Origin of the sequence: Caulobacter sp. 17J65-9, assembly GCF_010975005.1 — a bacterium.
Classification (GTDB): domain Bacteria; phylum Pseudomonadota; class Alphaproteobacteria; order Caulobacterales; family Caulobacteraceae; genus 17J80-11.
Genome location: NZ_JAAIVC010000074.1, coordinates 1 through 16210, shown reverse-complemented (window position 1 = coordinate 16210; position 16210 = coordinate 1). Strand labels below are relative to the sequence as shown.

The 16210-nt window shown below is 70.3% G+C and carries 15 protein-coding genes and 1 tRNA gene; 11 read left to right on the top strand and 5 right to left on the bottom strand.

Translation table 11 applies throughout. The annotated features are described in order from the left end of the window. The coding region (locus G3573_RS12250) for an ATP-binding protein (RefSeq protein ID WP_163261368.1) at positions 1 to 1806 on the bottom strand (1806 nt) is incomplete at its 3' end. 261 nt (positions 1807 to 2067) lie between these two features. Between G3573_RS12250 and G3573_RS12245 the strand changes: the two genes are divergently transcribed. Further along, positions 2068 to 2694, top strand: coding sequence for a response regulator transcription factor (locus G3573_RS12245; protein WP_163261367.1), 627 nt, complete (start codon positions 2068 to 2070; stop codon positions 2692 to 2694). Positions 2695 to 2834: 140 nt separating this feature from the next. Continuing rightward, the gene (locus G3573_RS12240) at positions 2835 to 3749 is read left to right on the top strand and encodes an alpha/beta fold hydrolase (protein WP_163261366.1); all 915 of its coding nucleotides are present in this window, start codon (positions 2835 to 2837) and stop codon (positions 3747 to 3749) included. A gap of 102 nt (positions 3750 to 3851) precedes the next feature. On the opposite strand, the gene G3573_RS12235 is transcribed toward G3573_RS12240, so the two are convergent. After that, positions 3852 to 3927, bottom strand: a tRNA-Ala gene (locus G3573_RS12235). Between the two features lie 147 nt (positions 3928 to 4074). Here G3573_RS12235 and G3573_RS12230 point away from each other — a divergent pair. From G3573_RS12230 to G3573_RS12205, 6 genes are all read left to right on the top strand, one after another. After that, entirely contained in the window at positions 4075 to 4380 is a 306-nt protein-coding gene (locus G3573_RS12230) for a YggT family protein (RefSeq protein WP_163261365.1), read from the top strand. Between the two features lie 5 nt (positions 4381 to 4385). Further along, positions 4386 to 4688, top strand: a complete 303-nt coding sequence (locus tag G3573_RS12225; protein ID WP_163261364.1) for a DUF167 family protein — start codon at positions 4386 to 4388, stop codon at positions 4686 to 4688. A gap of 53 nt (positions 4689 to 4741) precedes the next feature. After that, positions 4742 to 6457 (top strand): ShlB/FhaC/HecB family hemolysin secretion/activation protein, encoded by a 1716-nt coding sequence (locus G3573_RS12220; protein WP_163261363.1) that lies wholly within the window; start codon positions 4742 to 4744, stop codon positions 6455 to 6457. 88 nt (positions 6458 to 6545) lie between these two features. Continuing rightward, entirely contained in the window at positions 6546 to 7985 is a 1440-nt protein-coding gene (locus tag G3573_RS12215; protein WP_163261362.1) for an amidohydrolase, read from the top strand. Further along, positions 7985 to 9328: an amidohydrolase family protein gene (locus G3573_RS12210; RefSeq protein ID WP_163261361.1), complete on the top strand. Its 1344-nt coding sequence runs from the start codon at positions 7985 to 7987 to the stop codon at positions 9326 to 9328. The genes G3573_RS12215 and G3573_RS12210 overlap by 1 nt, the downstream gene beginning before the upstream one ends. Before the next feature lie 316 nt (positions 9329 to 9644). Beyond that, entirely contained in the window at positions 9645 to 10394 is a 750-nt protein-coding gene (locus G3573_RS12205) for an outer membrane beta-barrel protein (RefSeq protein WP_163261360.1), read from the top strand. Positions 10395 to 10453: 59 nt separating this feature from the next. On the opposite strand, the gene acs is transcribed toward G3573_RS12205, so the two are convergent. Next, the gene (gene acs, locus G3573_RS12200; RefSeq protein WP_163261369.1) at positions 10454 to 12391 is read right to left on the bottom strand and encodes an acetate--CoA ligase; all 1938 of its coding nucleotides are present in this window, start codon (positions 12389 to 12391) and stop codon (positions 10454 to 10456) included. 111 nt (positions 12392 to 12502) lie between these two features. On the opposite strand from acs, the gene G3573_RS12195 reads away from it, so the two are divergent. Together G3573_RS12195 and G3573_RS12190 are read left to right on the top strand one after the other, a co-directional pair. Continuing rightward, a complete protein-coding gene (locus tag G3573_RS12195) occupies positions 12503 to 13252 on the top strand; it encodes a creatininase family protein (RefSeq protein ID WP_163261359.1) in 750 nt (249 codons plus the stop codon). Next, complete coding sequence (locus tag G3573_RS12190; RefSeq protein ID WP_276208721.1) at positions 13249 to 14283, top strand: AbrB family transcriptional regulator; 1035 nt, start codon at positions 13249 to 13251, stop codon at positions 14281 to 14283. The genes G3573_RS12195 and G3573_RS12190 overlap by 4 nt, the downstream gene beginning before the upstream one ends. A 6-nt stretch (positions 14284 to 14289) precedes the next feature. Here G3573_RS12190 and G3573_RS12185 read toward each other — a convergent pair whose 3' ends face one another. Beyond that, positions 14290 to 14862 carry a PH domain-containing protein gene (locus tag G3573_RS12185; RefSeq protein ID WP_163261357.1) on the bottom strand — a complete coding sequence of 191 codons (573 nt, stop codon included), beginning with the start codon at positions 14860 to 14862 and terminating at the stop codon, positions 14290 to 14292. Positions 14863 to 14997: 135 nt separating this feature from the next. Between G3573_RS12185 and G3573_RS12180 the strand changes: the two genes are divergently transcribed. Continuing rightward, complete coding sequence (locus tag G3573_RS12180; RefSeq protein ID WP_163261356.1) at positions 14998 to 15660, top strand: glutathione S-transferase family protein; 663 nt, start codon at positions 14998 to 15000, stop codon at positions 15658 to 15660. Positions 15661 to 15721: 61 nt separating this feature from the next. Here the strand turns inward: G3573_RS12180 and G3573_RS12175 are convergent. Continuing rightward, a partial coding sequence (locus tag G3573_RS12175; RefSeq protein WP_163261355.1) for a hypothetical protein occupies positions 15722 to 16210 on the bottom strand: 489 nt, incomplete at its 5' end.

Sequence of the window (16210 nt, the reverse complement as noted above, 5' to 3'; positions counted from 1 at the left end):
CTCCACGGCCTCGACGCCGTCCTCGGCGAAGGCGTGGGGCAGCCCCAGCCGCTCCAGCAGCACGCCCATGACCTGGCGGTTGACCGGGTGGTCGTCGGCCACCAGGACGGTGAGGGCGTCGTCCGGCGCCGGGGCGACCGCCACCGCCGCCGGGTCCGCCGCCGCCTCGGCCGGCGCGATCGGCAGCTCGACCTCGACGGTCATGCGCGCGCCGCCTCCGACCGCGTCGGCCCACACCCGCCCGCCCATCAGGTCGACCAGTTCGCGGCAGATCGACAGCCCCAGGCCCGCCCCGGCCTGCCGTTGCAGCGTTGGTGCTCCGGCATGCACGAACGGCTCGAACAACCGCGCGCGCACGTCCTCGTCGATCCCCGGCCCGGTGTCAGAGACCACCAACCGAACCGTCACGAAGCCGGCCTCGTGCGCTTCGGTCTGCGCGCTCAGCTCCACAAGGCCGCGACTGGTGAACTTGACCGCGTTGCCGAGCAGGTTGGACAGGATCTGGGTCAGGCGGGCCCGGTCGCCGAGCACCCGCACGTCCCGCTCCGGCGCCTGATGGCGGAAGTCGAGCCCCTTGGCGCCGGCCGCCACCGACCACACCGCGGCGGCCTGACCGACCAGGTCCGACAGCGAGAACGGGGCGGACTTCAAGGTCACCGCGCCCAGCTCCAGGCTGGACAGGTCGAGCACTTCGTTCAGCAGGACGACGAGGTCGCGCGACGACCTGGCGACCACGTCGGCCAGTTCGCGCGCCTCTCCGGGCTCGACCTTCGCGCACAGCACTTCCGCGAGAGCGAGTATGCCGTTCAGCGGCGTACGCAATTCGTGGCTGGCCTTGGCGAGAAATCGCGACTTGGCCAGGCTCGCCGCTTCCGCCTGTTTGCGCGCGGCCTCGGTGGCCGCGGCCAGGGTGTCGGCGGCCTGCTTGCGGGCGTGCAGATCGTCGCGGACCCGCCGCAGGTCGTGGATGGTGGCCGCCAGCACCCGGTTGGCCTCGCGCAGTTCCTCCTGATGGCGCAGGCGCTCGCCGACCTCGCGGCAGACGCCGATGAACTTGCGCTGGCCGGCGATCCAGACCTCGCCGATCGACAGCTCGATCGCCGTCAGCGAGCCGTCGCGTCGCCGGGCCGGAAGCGGACGCGGGCCGACGTTGAGGATGCCGCTGACCCCGGTGGCGATGTAACGATCCACCCGCTCGGCGTGGAAATTGCTGTACGGCGCGTCCATCAGGCAGGTGACCGGCTGGCCCGGCAGTTCAGCCTCAGGCCAGCCGAAGATCCGGGCGGCGGCGGCGTTCACCTCCTCGATCCGGCCCTCGGCGTCGATCACCACCACGCCGTCCGCCGCGTTGTTCAGGATCGCCGCCAGGCGCTCGCGTGCGACCGTCAGGTCCAGCGCGCCCCGGCGCGCTTCGGTGACGTTCTGCAGCATCAGGCTGAAGCCGCGCAGCCGCCCGTGTCCCTTGTAGCGCGGCGTCAGAACCAGGCGCGACCACGACGGCCCGGTATCGGCCTGAGTCTCCAGTTCGACCGCGTGGAAAGCGCCGCCCCGCGCCGCTGCTAGGCCGGCGCCGACGGCCTCGGCCAGCGGGCCGTCGGCCACCAGGTCCTCGACCGTCTCGCCGGGCGCGCAAACCGCCCGCGCCGCGTCGCCGTCGGAGCCGAGAAACACGCTGGCGACCGCCGCCGACGCTTGGTCGTACTCGACCATCAACGCCTCGGCCCGCCCCTGCAGAACCGCGAGGATGTCGGCCCGACCGCCGACAAACGACTGGCGCGGATCATCCAGGGTCGATTCAGCAGACATTGGCGCGCTCGCTCTCGAATCGAACGCAGTATTCCCCACTATATACGCGGAGGAATATAGATAGGGATAACTAGACCTCAGGCACGGTCTAGGCGTGCAGTCTGGGTCAATAAGGCCTGTTCACAATAAATCTTTCGATCTATCCGAGACAAATCGCAACCTGGCACTTCGTGTGAATTCCCCTAATTGGATTAAGGATATTGCGAGGGCCAACGGCAACGCCTATCTAGCCGCCCGAACAAACGTGCCGAGTTGATCCGGATGAAGATCCTGCTCGTCGGCAGCGCCCCGCTCGTCCGCGAGGCGCTCCGCGACCTTGTTGCGCGCAGGCTGGGCCCAGGCTCAGAAGTGACCGCAGCTGAAACCGTCGACGAGATCGCCTTCGACGCGCCGTACGGCCTGGTGGTGGCCAGCCTTCCCTTCCAGGACTTCCGCGAGAGCCTCGATCGCCTGGTGACGCGTGTCCGCCCCGCCCCGGTGATCACCCTCGACCCCTGCCCGGATCGCGCCCGTGCGGACCTGGTCCGGGCCGTCGGCGCGCGGGCGCACGTCCCCTGGAACGCACCGGTCGAGCTCGTCGGCGCCGCCATGCTGCTGGCCGTCGCAGGCGGCGATTACTTTCCGCACCTCACCGAGCCGGCCACGCCGGAGCCGCCTTCGGGCGGCGCGGCCCGACTGTCGGAACGCCAGCGCGAAGTGCTGGGCTGGATCGAGCGCGGCAAGAGCAACCGGGAGATCGCCGAAGCGCTCGGAATTTCGATATCGACCGTGAAGCTCCACGTGCACGCGGTGCTGAACGCGCTCGGCGTACGCAACCGCACCGAGGCGGCGATCCGCAGCCGCTCGGAGGCGCCGGAGTCTCGGACGCGCGACCCCGACGCCGCCTGACGGCACGCGCCTCCTCGCCCAGCGCGAAAGCGGCGAAGCCGGATCATCTGGTCCGAAAGGGGTGGCGGAGCCGAGGGCGCGTCCAACCGGCTTGCGCTTTCTGTGAAGTCAGACTTCTGTTCGGGGCTGAAGTGCTCAGCATGGTCGGGGAGAACATGCGCGTCCTGCTTCCGCTTTTACTCGGCGCCGCGCTCACGGCGCCCGCGACCCTCGCGTCCGCACAGCCTGCGGCGCCGCCCCCGGCGGTCGTCGCGGACCCGCCCGCGAACGCGGCGCATCCCGCCCAGCTCCTTCAGGTCCGCTATCCGACCGGCGGCGTGGAGGTTCCGGCGCGTCTCTTCCTCGCCGCCGGCGAAGGGCCTCATCCCACGGTGCTGCTGCTTCACGGGTTTCCGGGGACGGAGCTGAACCTCGACCTCGCCCGCGCGATCCAGCGGGCGGGCTGGAACGTGATGGCGATCCACTATCGGGGCGTCTGGGGCGCGCCAGGCCAATTCAGCTTCGGCCACACCATCGAGGACACCCGCGCGGCCCTGGCCTGGTTGCGCGCTCCCGCCAACAGCAGCCGCGTCGATGCGTCCCGACTGGTCGTGCTCGGTCACAGCATGGGCGGCTTCGACACCGTCATGGTGGGTGACGAGCCCGTCGCCGGCTTCGTGGTCATTTCGGCGGCCGATTTCGCGAGCTGGGTGAGCGACGCCGACACGCCGGCCCAGAGGGCCGAGCTGGCCGCGGAGCTGGCCGAAGACGCGAGCTTCTCCAATGCGCCCCCCAAGGCGCTGGTGGACGAGATCTACGCCAACGCCAAAGCCAGGACGTGGGACTGGCGAGGCCACGCCGCGAAGATGGCGGGCAGGCCCGTGCTGACGATCAGTTCCGACGACGGCAACGGACCGGCCGACCAGGCGGCGGCCGACGCGGTCCGGGCGGCCGGGGGTCCTGCCCCGACCCAGGTGAAGTTCACCACCGACCACAGCTACAACGACCATCGCGTCGCGCTGCAGACCACGGTGGTCGACTGGCTGCTGTCGACCTTCCCCGATCCTCGCGGCTAGCGACACCGCGCCAGCAGGACGGGCGCGCCACCGAAGGCCGCCTGGCTCACCGCTCTTGGCTATGTCGTTGAAATCCCGTGCGAGGGACCATCCTTGAGGGGATGGTGGAGCCGAGGGGAATCGAACCCCTGACCTCCTCATTGCGAACGAGGCGCTCTACCATCTGAGCTACGGCCCCGCACGGGAGGCGGCACATAAAGACCCGAGGCGGGGGGTGTCAAGGCGCTCCAGAAGCTCGCCTTGTCGCTACCGGAGCGGCGCCCTACAAGCCGGGGGTCGGAAGCACCACATTTGTGCTTTCCTCGAAGGACGCGCGATCACACCCATGGGCACCGCTATTATTTGGCTGATCGATACGGCCATCTTCTTCGTGAACGTCGTGGTGATCGCCTGGGCGCTGCTGAGCTGGCTGATCGCCTTCAACGTGGTGAACCCGCGCAACGCCATCGTCTACCAGGTGGGGCGCTTCCTCGAGGCGGTGGCCGACCCGCTGCTCCGGCCGATCCGCAAGATCGTGCCGCTGCTGGGCGGCATCGACGTCAGCCCGGTGATCCTGCTGCTGGCCCTGCAGTTCCTGGGCATCGTGGTGCACAACACGCTCGCGCCTCTGCTGATCGGCGCGCTGGGCTGAGGCCCGTGCGCGTGGCCGTGCGCCTGACCCCGCGCGGCGGGGCCGACCGGGTGGACGGCTGGGACCGCGACGACGCCGGGCGGCTGTTCCTGAAGGTCCGGGTGCGCGCCGCTCCCGTGGAGGGCGAGGCCAACGCCGCGCTCGAAGCCCTGTTGGCCAGGACGCTCGGCCTGTCGAAATCGGCGGTGAAGGTCGAGCGGGGGGCGACCCAGCGGCTGAAGCAGGTCGAGATCGCCGGCCTGGACGAAGCGGCGCTGCACGCCGCCTTCGGGACCCCGGACGCTTCGTCGCAATCCGGCGCTCGCTGAATCCTGCTAGGCGTAACCGCTCGTCAGTAAAGTTCGTGCCCGGAGGCGCGTTGATGCCGATTCGTCCGGCCGCCTCCGGCCCGACCCTGCCCCTCGCCCTGCGCTCCAGGCTGGGCCGCGCCGCGCCCCTGGCCCTGGCGCTGGGACCGCTGGGCGCGCTGCCCGCCCACGCCCAGACCCCGCCGCCGACCCGTTCGGAAGTGCTGCGCGTGCCCGAGGTCGCCCCGGTCGAGATCCCCGAGACCCGGGCCGCGCCGTGCAACGTCGCGCCGGTCGCCTCGCCCGCGAGCGCCGAGGGCGCGCCGCTGGAGCACGTGGCGCTGGAAGGCGTCACCGCCATCGACCCGGCCGTGCTGGCGTCGGAGTGGGCGCCCTTGCTGGGCCGGCCGATCGACCACCCGACCATGTTCAACCTGGCCGAACGGATCGCCTGCCGTTACCGCGAGGCTGGCTACGCCTTCGCCACGGCGCAGGCGCGCACCGAAGACGGCGCCTGGACGGTGAGGGTCAACGAAGGCCGCGTCGCCCAGGTCGTGGTCGAAGGCGGCGACGAGAAGGCGCAGGCCTTCGTGCGCAAGGCGTTCGGATCGCTCGCGCCGGGCCGCCCGCTACGCCAGGCCGACCTGCGCCGTGGCATGACCATCGCGCGCGGCTACGGCTTCTGGAACATCCGCCCGATGGCCCGGCCCAACGCCGCCGATCCCGACGCGGTCGACCTGGTCCTGACCATCGTCCCGCCCAAGGCGGCCGTGTTCGTCAGCGCGCAGAACGCCTCCTCCGACACGGTCGGCGCGTGGAGCGCCGGGGCCAACCTGATCGTCAACGGCCTGACGCCGCTCAACGAGAAGACCGTGCTGGGCGTGTTTTCCGGCGTGGGCTCAGACCGCCAGCGCGGCGCGCAGATCTCCTCGGACGCGCTGCTGACCGAAGGCGGCCTGGGCGTGCGCGGCGACCTGGCCTGGTTCGAGCAGAAGCCGCACGAGCGTCCGCCCAACCAGGACACCGTCGGGGTGACCAAGCTGGCCCGCGGCGAGCTGAACCATCCGCTGGCGACCCTGCCCGACGGTCTCGTCACCGGCCGCGTGGGCTTTGAGGCGGTCAACCAGGACACCGAGCTGCTGAACGGCGAGGCGACGCTGCGCGACCGCTCGCGCGTGGCCTACGCCGGCGTGCGGGTCGAGGGCCAGGCCGGCGAGGTCTCCGGTTCGGCCGGCCTGACCGTGCGCAAGGGGCTGGAGGCGTTCGGGGCCAGCCGCGCCGGCGACGCCCTGCTCAGCCGTCCCGAAGCCGATCCGCAGGCCACCTCGGTGCGCTTCGACGCCGCCGCCACGCGCCCGCTCGGCCGCGGCCAGGTGGCGGTGCAGGCCAAGGGCCAGTGGGCCGACGCGCCGCTGACAGCCTTCGAGGAATTCACCTGGGGCGGGCTGGAAGGCGGCCGTGGCCTGGACCCCGGCGCGCTGTACGGCGACCGCGGCGTGGCCGCCTCGGTCGAGCTGACCGGCGCGCCCCACGATCTGGGCGGCCGCTGGACCGTCAGCCCCATGGCCTTCGTCGAGGCGGCCCAGGCCTGGAACGAGGACAAGGCCTACGGCGCGCGCGAGCAGAGCGCCGTGACCGGCGGCGCGGGCCTGCGCTTCAGCTGGAACGACCGCATCCACCTGGACGCCATCTACGCCCACCCGCTGGCCGAGACCCGCGGCGTGGCCGACGAACTGTCCGGCCCGCGCCTGCACCTGGGGATCTCCGCCGGCTACGAAATCAACTGGTGACCCCCCAACAGAGAGGGCTTCCCTCCTAAGCCTTTGCGGTGTTCATATCCGCCCTTGAGTCCGAAAACGGACCGGGAGGGTAGATTAAATGAAACACAGCACGGCTGTGGTCGCGCTCGTCGCGGCCGCGGTCCTGAGCGGGTGCGCCACCACCGGCGCCGCCACCAGCGGCCCGGACAAGGGCGCCAGCCAGACCGCCAAGAAGTCTGAACCGAAAGCCATGCCCAAGGGCCTCGACGCCTGGGCCCAGCCGGATCCGTATCCGAGCACCTACAAGGCGCTGCCGGGCCAGCCGACCGCCATCGTGGGCGCGACGGTGCTGACCGCGACCGGCGCGAAGATCGAGAACGGCACCGTGCTGTTCCGCGACGGCAAGCTCGAGAAGATCGAAGCCGGCCTGGCCGCGCCGGCCGGCTACGCCGTGGTCGACGGCCGCGGCAAGTACGTCACCCCGGGCGTGATCGACGCGCACTCCCACCTCGGCGTCTATCCGTCGCCGGGCGTGCAGGGCATGTCGGACGGCAACGAGGCGACCAGCCCGAACACCGCCCAGGTGTGGTCCGAGCACTCGCTGTGGCCGCAGGATCCGGGCTTCAACGCCGCCCGCGCCGGCGGCGTGACCACCCTGCAGATCCTCCCCGGCTCGGCCAACCTGTTCGGCGGCCGCTCGGTGACCATCCGCAACGTGCCGTCGGTGACCATGCAGGGCATGAAGTTCCCCGGCGCGCCCTACGGCCTGAAGATGGCCTGCGGCGAGAACCCGTCGCGCGTGTACGGCGGCCGTAACCAGTCGCCGGCCACCGGCATGGGCAACATGGCCGGCTACCGCGCCGCCTGGATCAACGCCGCCGACTACGCCCGCAAGTGGGACGACTACCGCAACGGCACTGAAAAGAGCCCGCCGAAGCGCGACCTGCAGCTCGACACCCTGGCCGGCGTGCTGAAGGGCGAGATCACGGTGCAGAACCACTGCTACCGGGCCGACGAAATGGCCATGATGATCGATCTGTCGAAGGAGTTCGGCTACAAGATCAACGCCTTCCACCACGCGTCGGAAAGCTACAAGATCGCCGACCGCCTGCGTGAAGAAGACATCTGCTCGGCCACCTGGGCCGGCTGGTGGGGCTTCAAGATGGAGAGCCTGGACGGCATCGAAGAGAACGCCGCCATGATCACCAAGGCGGGCGCCTGCGCCGTCATCCACTCCGACGACGACATCCTCACCCAGCGCCTGAACCAGGAAGCCGCCGTGGCCCTGGGCGCCGGCCGCCGGGCCGGGATCAACATCCCGGAGGAAGAGGCGATCAAGTGGATCACCGCCAACCCTGCGAAGATGATCGGCGTCCTGAAGGAGACCGGCACCCTCGAGGCCGGCAAGCGCGCCGACGTCGTGGTGTGGAGCGCCGACCCGTTCAGCATCTACGCCAAGGCTGAGAAGGTCTACGTCGACGGCGGCCTCGCCTACGACCGCAACGACCCGAACTTCCAGCCCAAGTCCGACTTCCAGCTCGGCCAGGAGATCCGTTGATGCGCGGCCTCAAGAACTTCGCCGCGGCCGCCGTCCTGGCGTTCGCCGCCGCCGCCGCGTCCTCGGCCTGCGCCGAGACCGTCGCGGTCACCAACGCCCGCGTCCTGACCATGGGTCCGGCGGGTGAAATCCAGAACGGCACCGTGGTCATCCGCGACGGCAAGATCGTCGCGGTCGGCGCCGGCGTGGCGGCTCCGGCCGGCGCGCGCGTGATCGACGCCCAGGGCCAGATCGTCACCCCGGGCTTCGTGATCGCCGACAGCGCGCTGGGCGCGATGGAGGTCACCTCGGTGGGCGACGACCTGTCGCCGAACACCCCCGGCCTGACCGCCGCCTTCGACGTGCAGTACGGCCTGAACCCGGACTCCTTCCTGCTGCCGGTCGCCCGCCTCGGCGGCATCACCCGCGCGGTGGTGGTGCCCGCCTACGGCGGCGGCGGCGACGGCGGGCATGAGCACGACACGGCCGGCGCCTACGGCCACGACGTCCCCAAGAGCCTGTTCGCCGGTCAGGCCGCGGTCGTCGACCTCGGCCAGCACGACAACATGCTGACCAAGGCCCAGGTCGCCATGACCGCCCCGCTGGGCGAGATGGGCGCCCGGGCCGCCGGCGGCGCGCGCGGCGCCAGCTTCGTCCTGCTGAAGACGGCGCTGGACGACGTGCGCTTCTACAAGGCCAACAAGGCGGCCTTCGACACCGGTTCGGCTCGCGAGCTGAACCTGTCGCGCGCCGACCTGGAGGCCCTGATCCCGGTGATCGAAGGGCGCATGCCCCTGCTGGTCTCGGTGCACCGCGCCTCTGACATCCGTCAGGCGCTGCGGTTCGCCAAGCAGCAGAACCTGAAGCTGATCATCGACGGTGGCGAGGAGGCCTGGAAGGTCGCCGACGAAATCGCCGCCGCCGGCGTGCCGGTGATCCTCAACCCGCTGGCCGACCTGCCGGGCAACTTCGAGACGCTCGGCTCGACCATGGAAAACGCCGGCGTCCTCGAAAAGGCCGGCGTCACCGTGGTGATCAAGGCCAACGAAGAGAACGCCCACCGCGCCCGCGAAGCCCGCTTCAACGCCGGCAACGCGGTCGCCCACGGCATGTCCTACGCTGGCGCGCTGAAGGCCCTGACCATCAACCCGGCCAAGGTGTTCGGCGTGGCGGACCGCTTCGGTTCGCTGGAAGCCGGCAAGGACGCCGACCTGGTGATCTGGAGCGGCGACCCGCTGGAGCCGCTCAGCCAGCCGCAGGCCGTGTTCGTGAAGGGCGAGCAGATGCCGCTCACCTCGCGGGCCCTGCAGCTGCGCGATCGCTACAAGTCGGCCGGCGCCATGCCGCCGGCCTACAGCAAGTAAGGCCAGGCTAGAGCCTGAACCTTCGACGGCCCGGCGGTCACCACCGCCGGGCCGTTTGCTTTTCACGCCGATGAGCGTTGGACCTGAGCGTGACCGGGCCGCCACGGTCCTGTGAGATTTTCGCCGCCCGTCGCCGGCCACTCCCAGACTCTTCAAGAGCTTACGGCGACGCAACCAGCCAGCAGCCGGGCTGTCGCTTTCGCGGCACAGTCGAGCTTGAAGCTTTGCCTTACAACCCGCGGGTGTCCGAGCGTCCATACGGCTGCGTCCGGCAACGACCGGCGCCGCCCTCACATCATCCAAGGGAAGTAAGGCGATGAAGTCAGTTCTCTCGGTGTCCGTGCTCGTTCTCGCCGCCGCCCTGGCGGCCCCCGCGATGGCCGCCGACGGCTATCTCGATCTCAACTACGGCCAGGTCGGCGGGTTCGGTACGGACCTCGACCGCATCCAACTCGGCGGCGCCGTGTCGACCGAAGTCGGCGCCAACGGCTGGAACATCCAGGCCGACGCCCAGTTCAGCCGCCTCAGCGACGGCGGCAGCTCGGTGAACTACAGCGAAGGCGCCCTGCACGCCTTCTACCGCGGCGACCAGTACGCGGCGGGCGGCTATTTCAACGTCAGCGACATCCAGACGATCGCCGTTTACGGCCTCGGCTTCGAAGGCAAGGCCTTCTTCGATCGGGCCACCATCTCCGGTTCGATCGGCTACGAAAGCCTGGAGGCCGGGTCTAGCGACGCCGACGGCTGGGACGGCTCGCTGGGCGCCAAGTTCTTCGTCACCGACAACTTCACCCTCGGCGCCGGCTTCGACTACGCCGACGTCAACGACAGCAGCGTCACGAGCTGGTCGCTGGGCGGCGAGTTCAAGCCGGAGACCATGCCGGTCAGCTTCTTCGCCGGTTACGCCAGCCACGAGGCGGACACCTTCTTCCCGATCGTCGGCGACGAATCCGACGCGTGGAAGATCGGGGTGCGCTGGAACTTCGGCGGCGGCACGCTGAAGGACCGCGACCGCAGCGGCCCGACCATGCGGACCGGCTCGTCCTTCCTGAACTCGGCCATGTGATCCGAGCCTGAGGCGGAATTGGCGGCCCCGCGGCTGACGCCGCGGGGCCTTCGTCTTTTCTACTTCCCCCGGCCGGCGACCAGGTCGTCGACCACCGCCGGGTCGGCCAGGGTGGAGGTGTCGCCCAGGTTGCCCGTGTCGCCCTCGGCGATCTTGCGCAGGATGCGGCGCATGATCTTGCCCGAGCGGGTCTTGGGCAGGCCGGGCGCCCACTGGATCACGTCGGGCGTCGCGATCGGCCCGATCTCGCGCCGCACCCAGGCGACCATCTCCTTGCGCAGCTCCTCGGTCGGGTGCTCGCCGGCCCGCAGGGTGACGTAGGACCAGATGCCCTGGCCCTTGATGTCGTGCGGGAAGCCGACCACCGCCGCCTCCGCCACCTTCGGGTGGGCGACGAGCGCGCTCTCCACCTCGGCCGTGCCCAGCCGGTGGCCGGAGACGTTGAGCACGTCGTCGACGCGGCCGGTGATCCAGTAGTAGCCGTCGGCGTCGCGGCGGCAGCCGTCGCCGGTGAAGTACTTGCCCGGATAGGTCGAGAAGTAGGTCTGCAGGAAGCGCTCGTGGTCGCCGTAGACCGTGCGCATCTGGCCGGGCCAGCTGTCGGTCAGGCACAGATTGCCCTCGGTCGCGCCCTCCAACGGCTTGCCGTCGGCGTCGACCAGCTGCGGCTTCACGCCCGGCAGCGGCTTGGTCGCCGAGCCCGGCTTCAGGGCGGTCGCGCCCGGCAGGGGCGAGATCAGGATGCCGCCGGTCTCGGTCTGCCACCAGGTGTCGACGATCGGGCAGCGCTTCTCGCCGACCACGCGCCAGTACCAGAGCCAGGCCTCCGGATTGATCGGCTCGCCGACCGAGCCCAGCAGGCGCAGCGACTTGCGCGAGGTGCGCTCGACCGGCGCCTCGCCGTCGCGCATCAGGGCGCGGATGGCGGTCGGCGCGGTGTAGAAGATCGACACCTCGTGCTTGTCGATCACCTGCCAGAACCGGCTGTTGCAGGGATAGTTCGGCACGCCTTCGAACATCAGGGTGGTCGCGCCGTTCGCGAGCGGGCCGTAGACGATGTAGCTGTGGCCGGTGACCCAGCCCACGTCGGCGGTGCACCAGTAGACCTCGCCCGGGCGGTAGTCGAACACCGCCTCGTGGGTCCACGCCGCCCAGGCCAGGTAGCCGCCCGTAGTGTGCAGCACGCCCTTCGGCTTACCGGTCGATCCCGAGGTGTAGAGGATGAACAGCGGGTCCTCCGCGCCCATCGGCTCGGCCGGGCAGTCGGTCGACACCTTGGCCCGCTCGACCGCGTAGTCGTGGTCGCGACCTTCGACCATCGGCACGTCGGCGCCGGTGCGCGCCACCACCAGCACCGAGCGCACGCCCGGCGCCAGCTCCAGCGCGGAGTCGACGTTGGCCTTCAGCGGCACGCGCTTGCCGCCGCGCATGCCCTCGTCGGCGGTGATCACCACCTCGGACTCGCAGTCCTGGATGCGCCCGGCCAGGCTGTCCGGCGAGAAGCCGGCGAACACCACCGAGTGCACCGCCCCGATCCGCGCGCAGGCCAGCATGGCGTAGGCGGCCTCGGGAATCATCGGCAGATAGATGGTGACGCGGTCGCCCTTCTTGACCTTGTGCGCCTTCAGCACGTTGGCCATGCGGCACACTTCGGCGTGCAGCTCGCGATAGGTGATCTTGCGCGAGGCGGCCGGGTCGTCGCCTTCCCAGATGATCGCCACCTGGTCGCCGCGCTCGGCCAAGTGCCGGTCGACGCAGTTGGCCGCGGCGTTCAGCACCCCGTCGGCGTACCAGCGGATGCGGAAGTCGTTCAGGGCGAAGCTGACGTCCTTCACCGTCGAGAACGGCTTGATCCAGTCCAGCCGGCCGGCCAGCTCGCGCCAGTAGGCTTCAGGCTCGTGCTCGACGCGCTGCAGCGCGGCCTCATAGGCGGCGGCGCCCACGCGCGCGCTCTTGGCCCATGCCGCGGGCGCCGGAATGCTCTGGTCCTGGGACACTTTCACGCCCTCGCCTTTTTCTCGTTGTGCCGCTTAGGCCGCGGCGGGTATGCGAAGCGCGACTTTGGACCCTCGTTACGCCGGGGCTCAAGCCCGCACGGAGTTTTTCGCATGTTGCTCGCGCTTTCGACCTGGCCGGAAATCGAAGCCCAGCTGGGCCGCTCCAAGACCGTCGTGGTGCCGATCGGCTCCAACGAACAGCACGGCCCGACCGGCCTGCTCGGCACCGACTGGCTGTGCCCGGAAATCATCGCCCACGCGGCCGAGAAGGTTGACCCGAACCTGCTGGTCGCCCCGACCTTCAACATCGGCATGGCCCAGCACCACCTGGCCTTCCCGGGCACCATCAGCCTGCGCCCGTCGACCTTCATGGCGGCGATCTCGGACTGGGTGTCGTCGCTGACCCGCCACGGCTTCGAGCGGATCTATTTCCTGAACGGCCACGGCGGCAACGTCGCCACCATCGAGGCCACCTTCAGCGAGATCTACGCCGACTGGTCGTTCGCCGAGGAGCGCACGCCCTACATCCTGAAGCTGAAGAACTGGTGGGACCTGGAGGGCGTCGACAAGCTGGCCTTCAAGATCTTCCCGACCGGCCACGGCAGCCACGCCACCCCGTCGGAGATCGCGGTCACCCAGGCCGCCTATCCGGATCGCATCAAGACCGCCGACTACAGCCCGCAGATCGCGCCGACCGGCCCGATCCGCGACGCGCTGGACTATCGCGCCCGCTTCCCCGACGGCCGCATCGGGTCGGACCCGGCCCAGGCCACCCCGGAAAAGGGCCAACAGCTGATCGATCTGGCCGTCCAGAGCTTGCTCAAGGACATCGCCGCCTTCACCGACGAGGTCCAGCCCTGAGCCGAACCGACGCCGCCGGTTTCGCCGAGACGATCGTCTGGGCGGCCGGCGGCGCGTGTCTGCTGCTGTTCCTGCACGTGCCGGCCGGCGCCCTCGTGGGCGCCATGGTCGGCACGGCCGCGGCCAGCCTGATCGGCCGCCCCATGACCGCCCCGCCAAAGGTCTACGCCGGCCTGCTGGCCCTGATGGGCGTCGCCACCGGCGCCTCGGTCACGCCCGACGCCCTCAAGGCGGCCGGCACCTGGCCGCTCAGCATCGCGCTGCTGGTCGTCGCCACCATCGTCCTGTGCGGGGCCGGCTTCCTGGTGTTCCGCCGCCTCGGCCGCTGCGACACCGCCACCGCCTTCTATGCTTCCGCCCCCGGCGCGCTCTCGGCCGTCCTGGCGCTGGCCCAGGCCGACGGCGCGGACATGAGCCGGGTCGCCGTGGCCCAGAGCCTGCGCCTGCTGGCGCTCGCCTGCGTCGCCCCCTTCGCGCTGGCCGGCGCGCACACCTTCGTGCCGCCGACGCCCCCCGAGGGCGGCCTCACCGGCCTCGCCGGCTGGGGCCTGCTGATCGCCGCCTCCGCCCTGGGCTGGCTGGCGGCCGCGCGCCTGAAATGGCCCAGCGCCCCCTTCCTCGGCCCGATGGCCGGCAGCGGCCTGGTCCACCTCACCGGCGTAGTCGGCGTGGCCATGCCCCACCTGGTCGTCACCCTCGCCGGCGCGGGCCTGGGGGCCCTGGTCGGCACCCGCTTCCGCGGGGTCTCGCCGGGCGCGCTGATGCGCTTCCTGCCGGTCAGCCTGGCGGCGCTGGGCGTGATGGCCCTGGTGGGCCTGTCGGCCGGCTGGCTGGCCGGACGCATGACCGGGGTCGGGCCGGCGGCGGGCATGCTGGCCTTCGCGCCCGGCAGCCTGGACGTGATGGTCGCCATCGCGGTGGCGCTCAACGCCAACCCGGCCTACGTCGCCGCCCACCACACCACGCGCTTCCTGGGCCTGATCGGCGCCCTGCCCTGGCTGGCCCAGAAGCTTCGGCCCAAGGCGGCCTGAGGCCGCTTACAGGCCGGCTTCCACGGGGACGCCCTTCGACAGGGCGAAGCTCGTGAGGTCGTGGTACCCGCGCCAGTACTCCCAAACCGCGATGCTCTTCCCACTGCACAGCTTGATCCGCGGAGATCCCGCCCAATGGCGATCGATGATCTCGACGTCCGCCCAGGCGTGGAAGCGGCGGCGGAATAGGAAGCGTATTTCGACGCCGTCATCGTTGTACGCGATCCGCCACAAGGCGATCTGCGCGGTCATCGACGCCATCATGACGAACAGAAGCGGCGCGCCGACCAGCATGAGCCAGACGCTACGGTCCACACTCTGGGCTGGCTCGACGCCGAGGACGACCTGGCCGGCGAGCACGACGACGACGACGGACACCACTGCGAAAAGCAGCGCCGCCGGAAAGCTGACCAGCGTCATCAGCCACAGCGGAATTGTCGGAGTGAGCACGCTCCAGCCCTCCTGTTTCCGAGCCGGGCGGCGCGCGGCCAGGACAAGCCCGGCGATCACAACGGGGACGACTAAGGCAGTCCAAAAGCTGCTGGGCCGGTCGGCGACCCAAGTGAACAAGTCTGACATCAGCCCAAGCCTACTCGAACCCCTCGAACGGCCAAGCCGTTGGGCGGGTGAAAATTCGAACTCAGTTTCCTACCGATTGTGCGCGCTCGCGCCCCGCCCTACAGCTTCGCCACAACTCCAGCGGAGCGCCGCCCGATGAAGCTCTACTACGCCGCCGCCTCGACCGTTTGCCGTCCGATCGTCCAGTTCCTGCTCGAGCACGATCTGCCGGTCGAGCTGGTCCCGGTCGACATGATGAAGGGCGAGCACAAGAGCCCGGCCTTCCTGGCCGTGAACCCGAACGGCGCGGTGCCGGCCTTCGTGGACGGCGACCTGCGCATCCCCGAGTCCGCCGCTATTCTGCGCTATCTGGCGACCATCGCCGGCTCGCCGGCCTATCCGGCCGAGCCCAAGGCCCGCGCCCGCGTCGACTCCGCGCTGGACTGGTTCAACACCGGCTTCTACCGCGACCACGGCTACGGCGTGATCTATCCGCAGGTCCTGCCGCACTATCCGGTGCACAAGACCGACGACCTGCTGGCCTGGCACACCGACAAGGCCAACGCCCGCCTGAAGGTCCTGAACGACCACATGATCGGCGAAGGCACGTGGGTGGCCGGCGACCAGCCGACCATCGCCGACTTCTTCGGCGCGGCCCTGGTCTCGCTCAGCGAAATGACCGACTTCGACCTGACGCCCTATCCGAACGTGCGCCGTTGGCTGGCGGCCGTGCAGGCGCGCCCGTCCTGGGCCGAGGCCAACGGCGCGTTCAACGGCTGGTGCGCCATGCTGAAGGGCGCGGCCGCCCAGCCGGCGTGAGGCGGCTCTGGCCGTCCTGTGACTAAACTCTCACCGGTCGCCCAAGGCGGCCGGTGAGAGCTCACTGCGCCGCGGCGCCCGCCTTCACCTCGGCAGCCGATTCCCACGGCGGACTTGCGAGGAAGGCGACAGCCCCGGCGTCGTCCTTGATGTTGTCGAAGTAGGGCTTCTCAAGCCGATCGAAGAAGCGCCGCTCGATGTCCTGTGTGGCGAAGCTCAGCAGGCCCTTCGCCTGGGCGTCACGAAACAGTCGGGCCAAGGCTCCGATCGGCCGCAGGCCACGGAGGGCGGGTCCACGCGGCTCCGGCCGACCCTCGGCTTTCACGAGCTGGGCGGCCGGGTGGAAGAAAGTGTCGCCGCCGTAGTGCTGCTGGGCGCAATGGGCGAGCTTCCAATCCCTGACCTGGGAGCGCGCCTGGTCCTCCTGCTGCGCCGTGGCCGCCTGCTCGGACACGACGATCCGATTTCCTTCGACCCGGACCATACCGACAATTCGCGCGCGTTCCGGCGCCGGCGACGCGGCGGGCGCCGCGGCGGCGCCGCGGGCGAC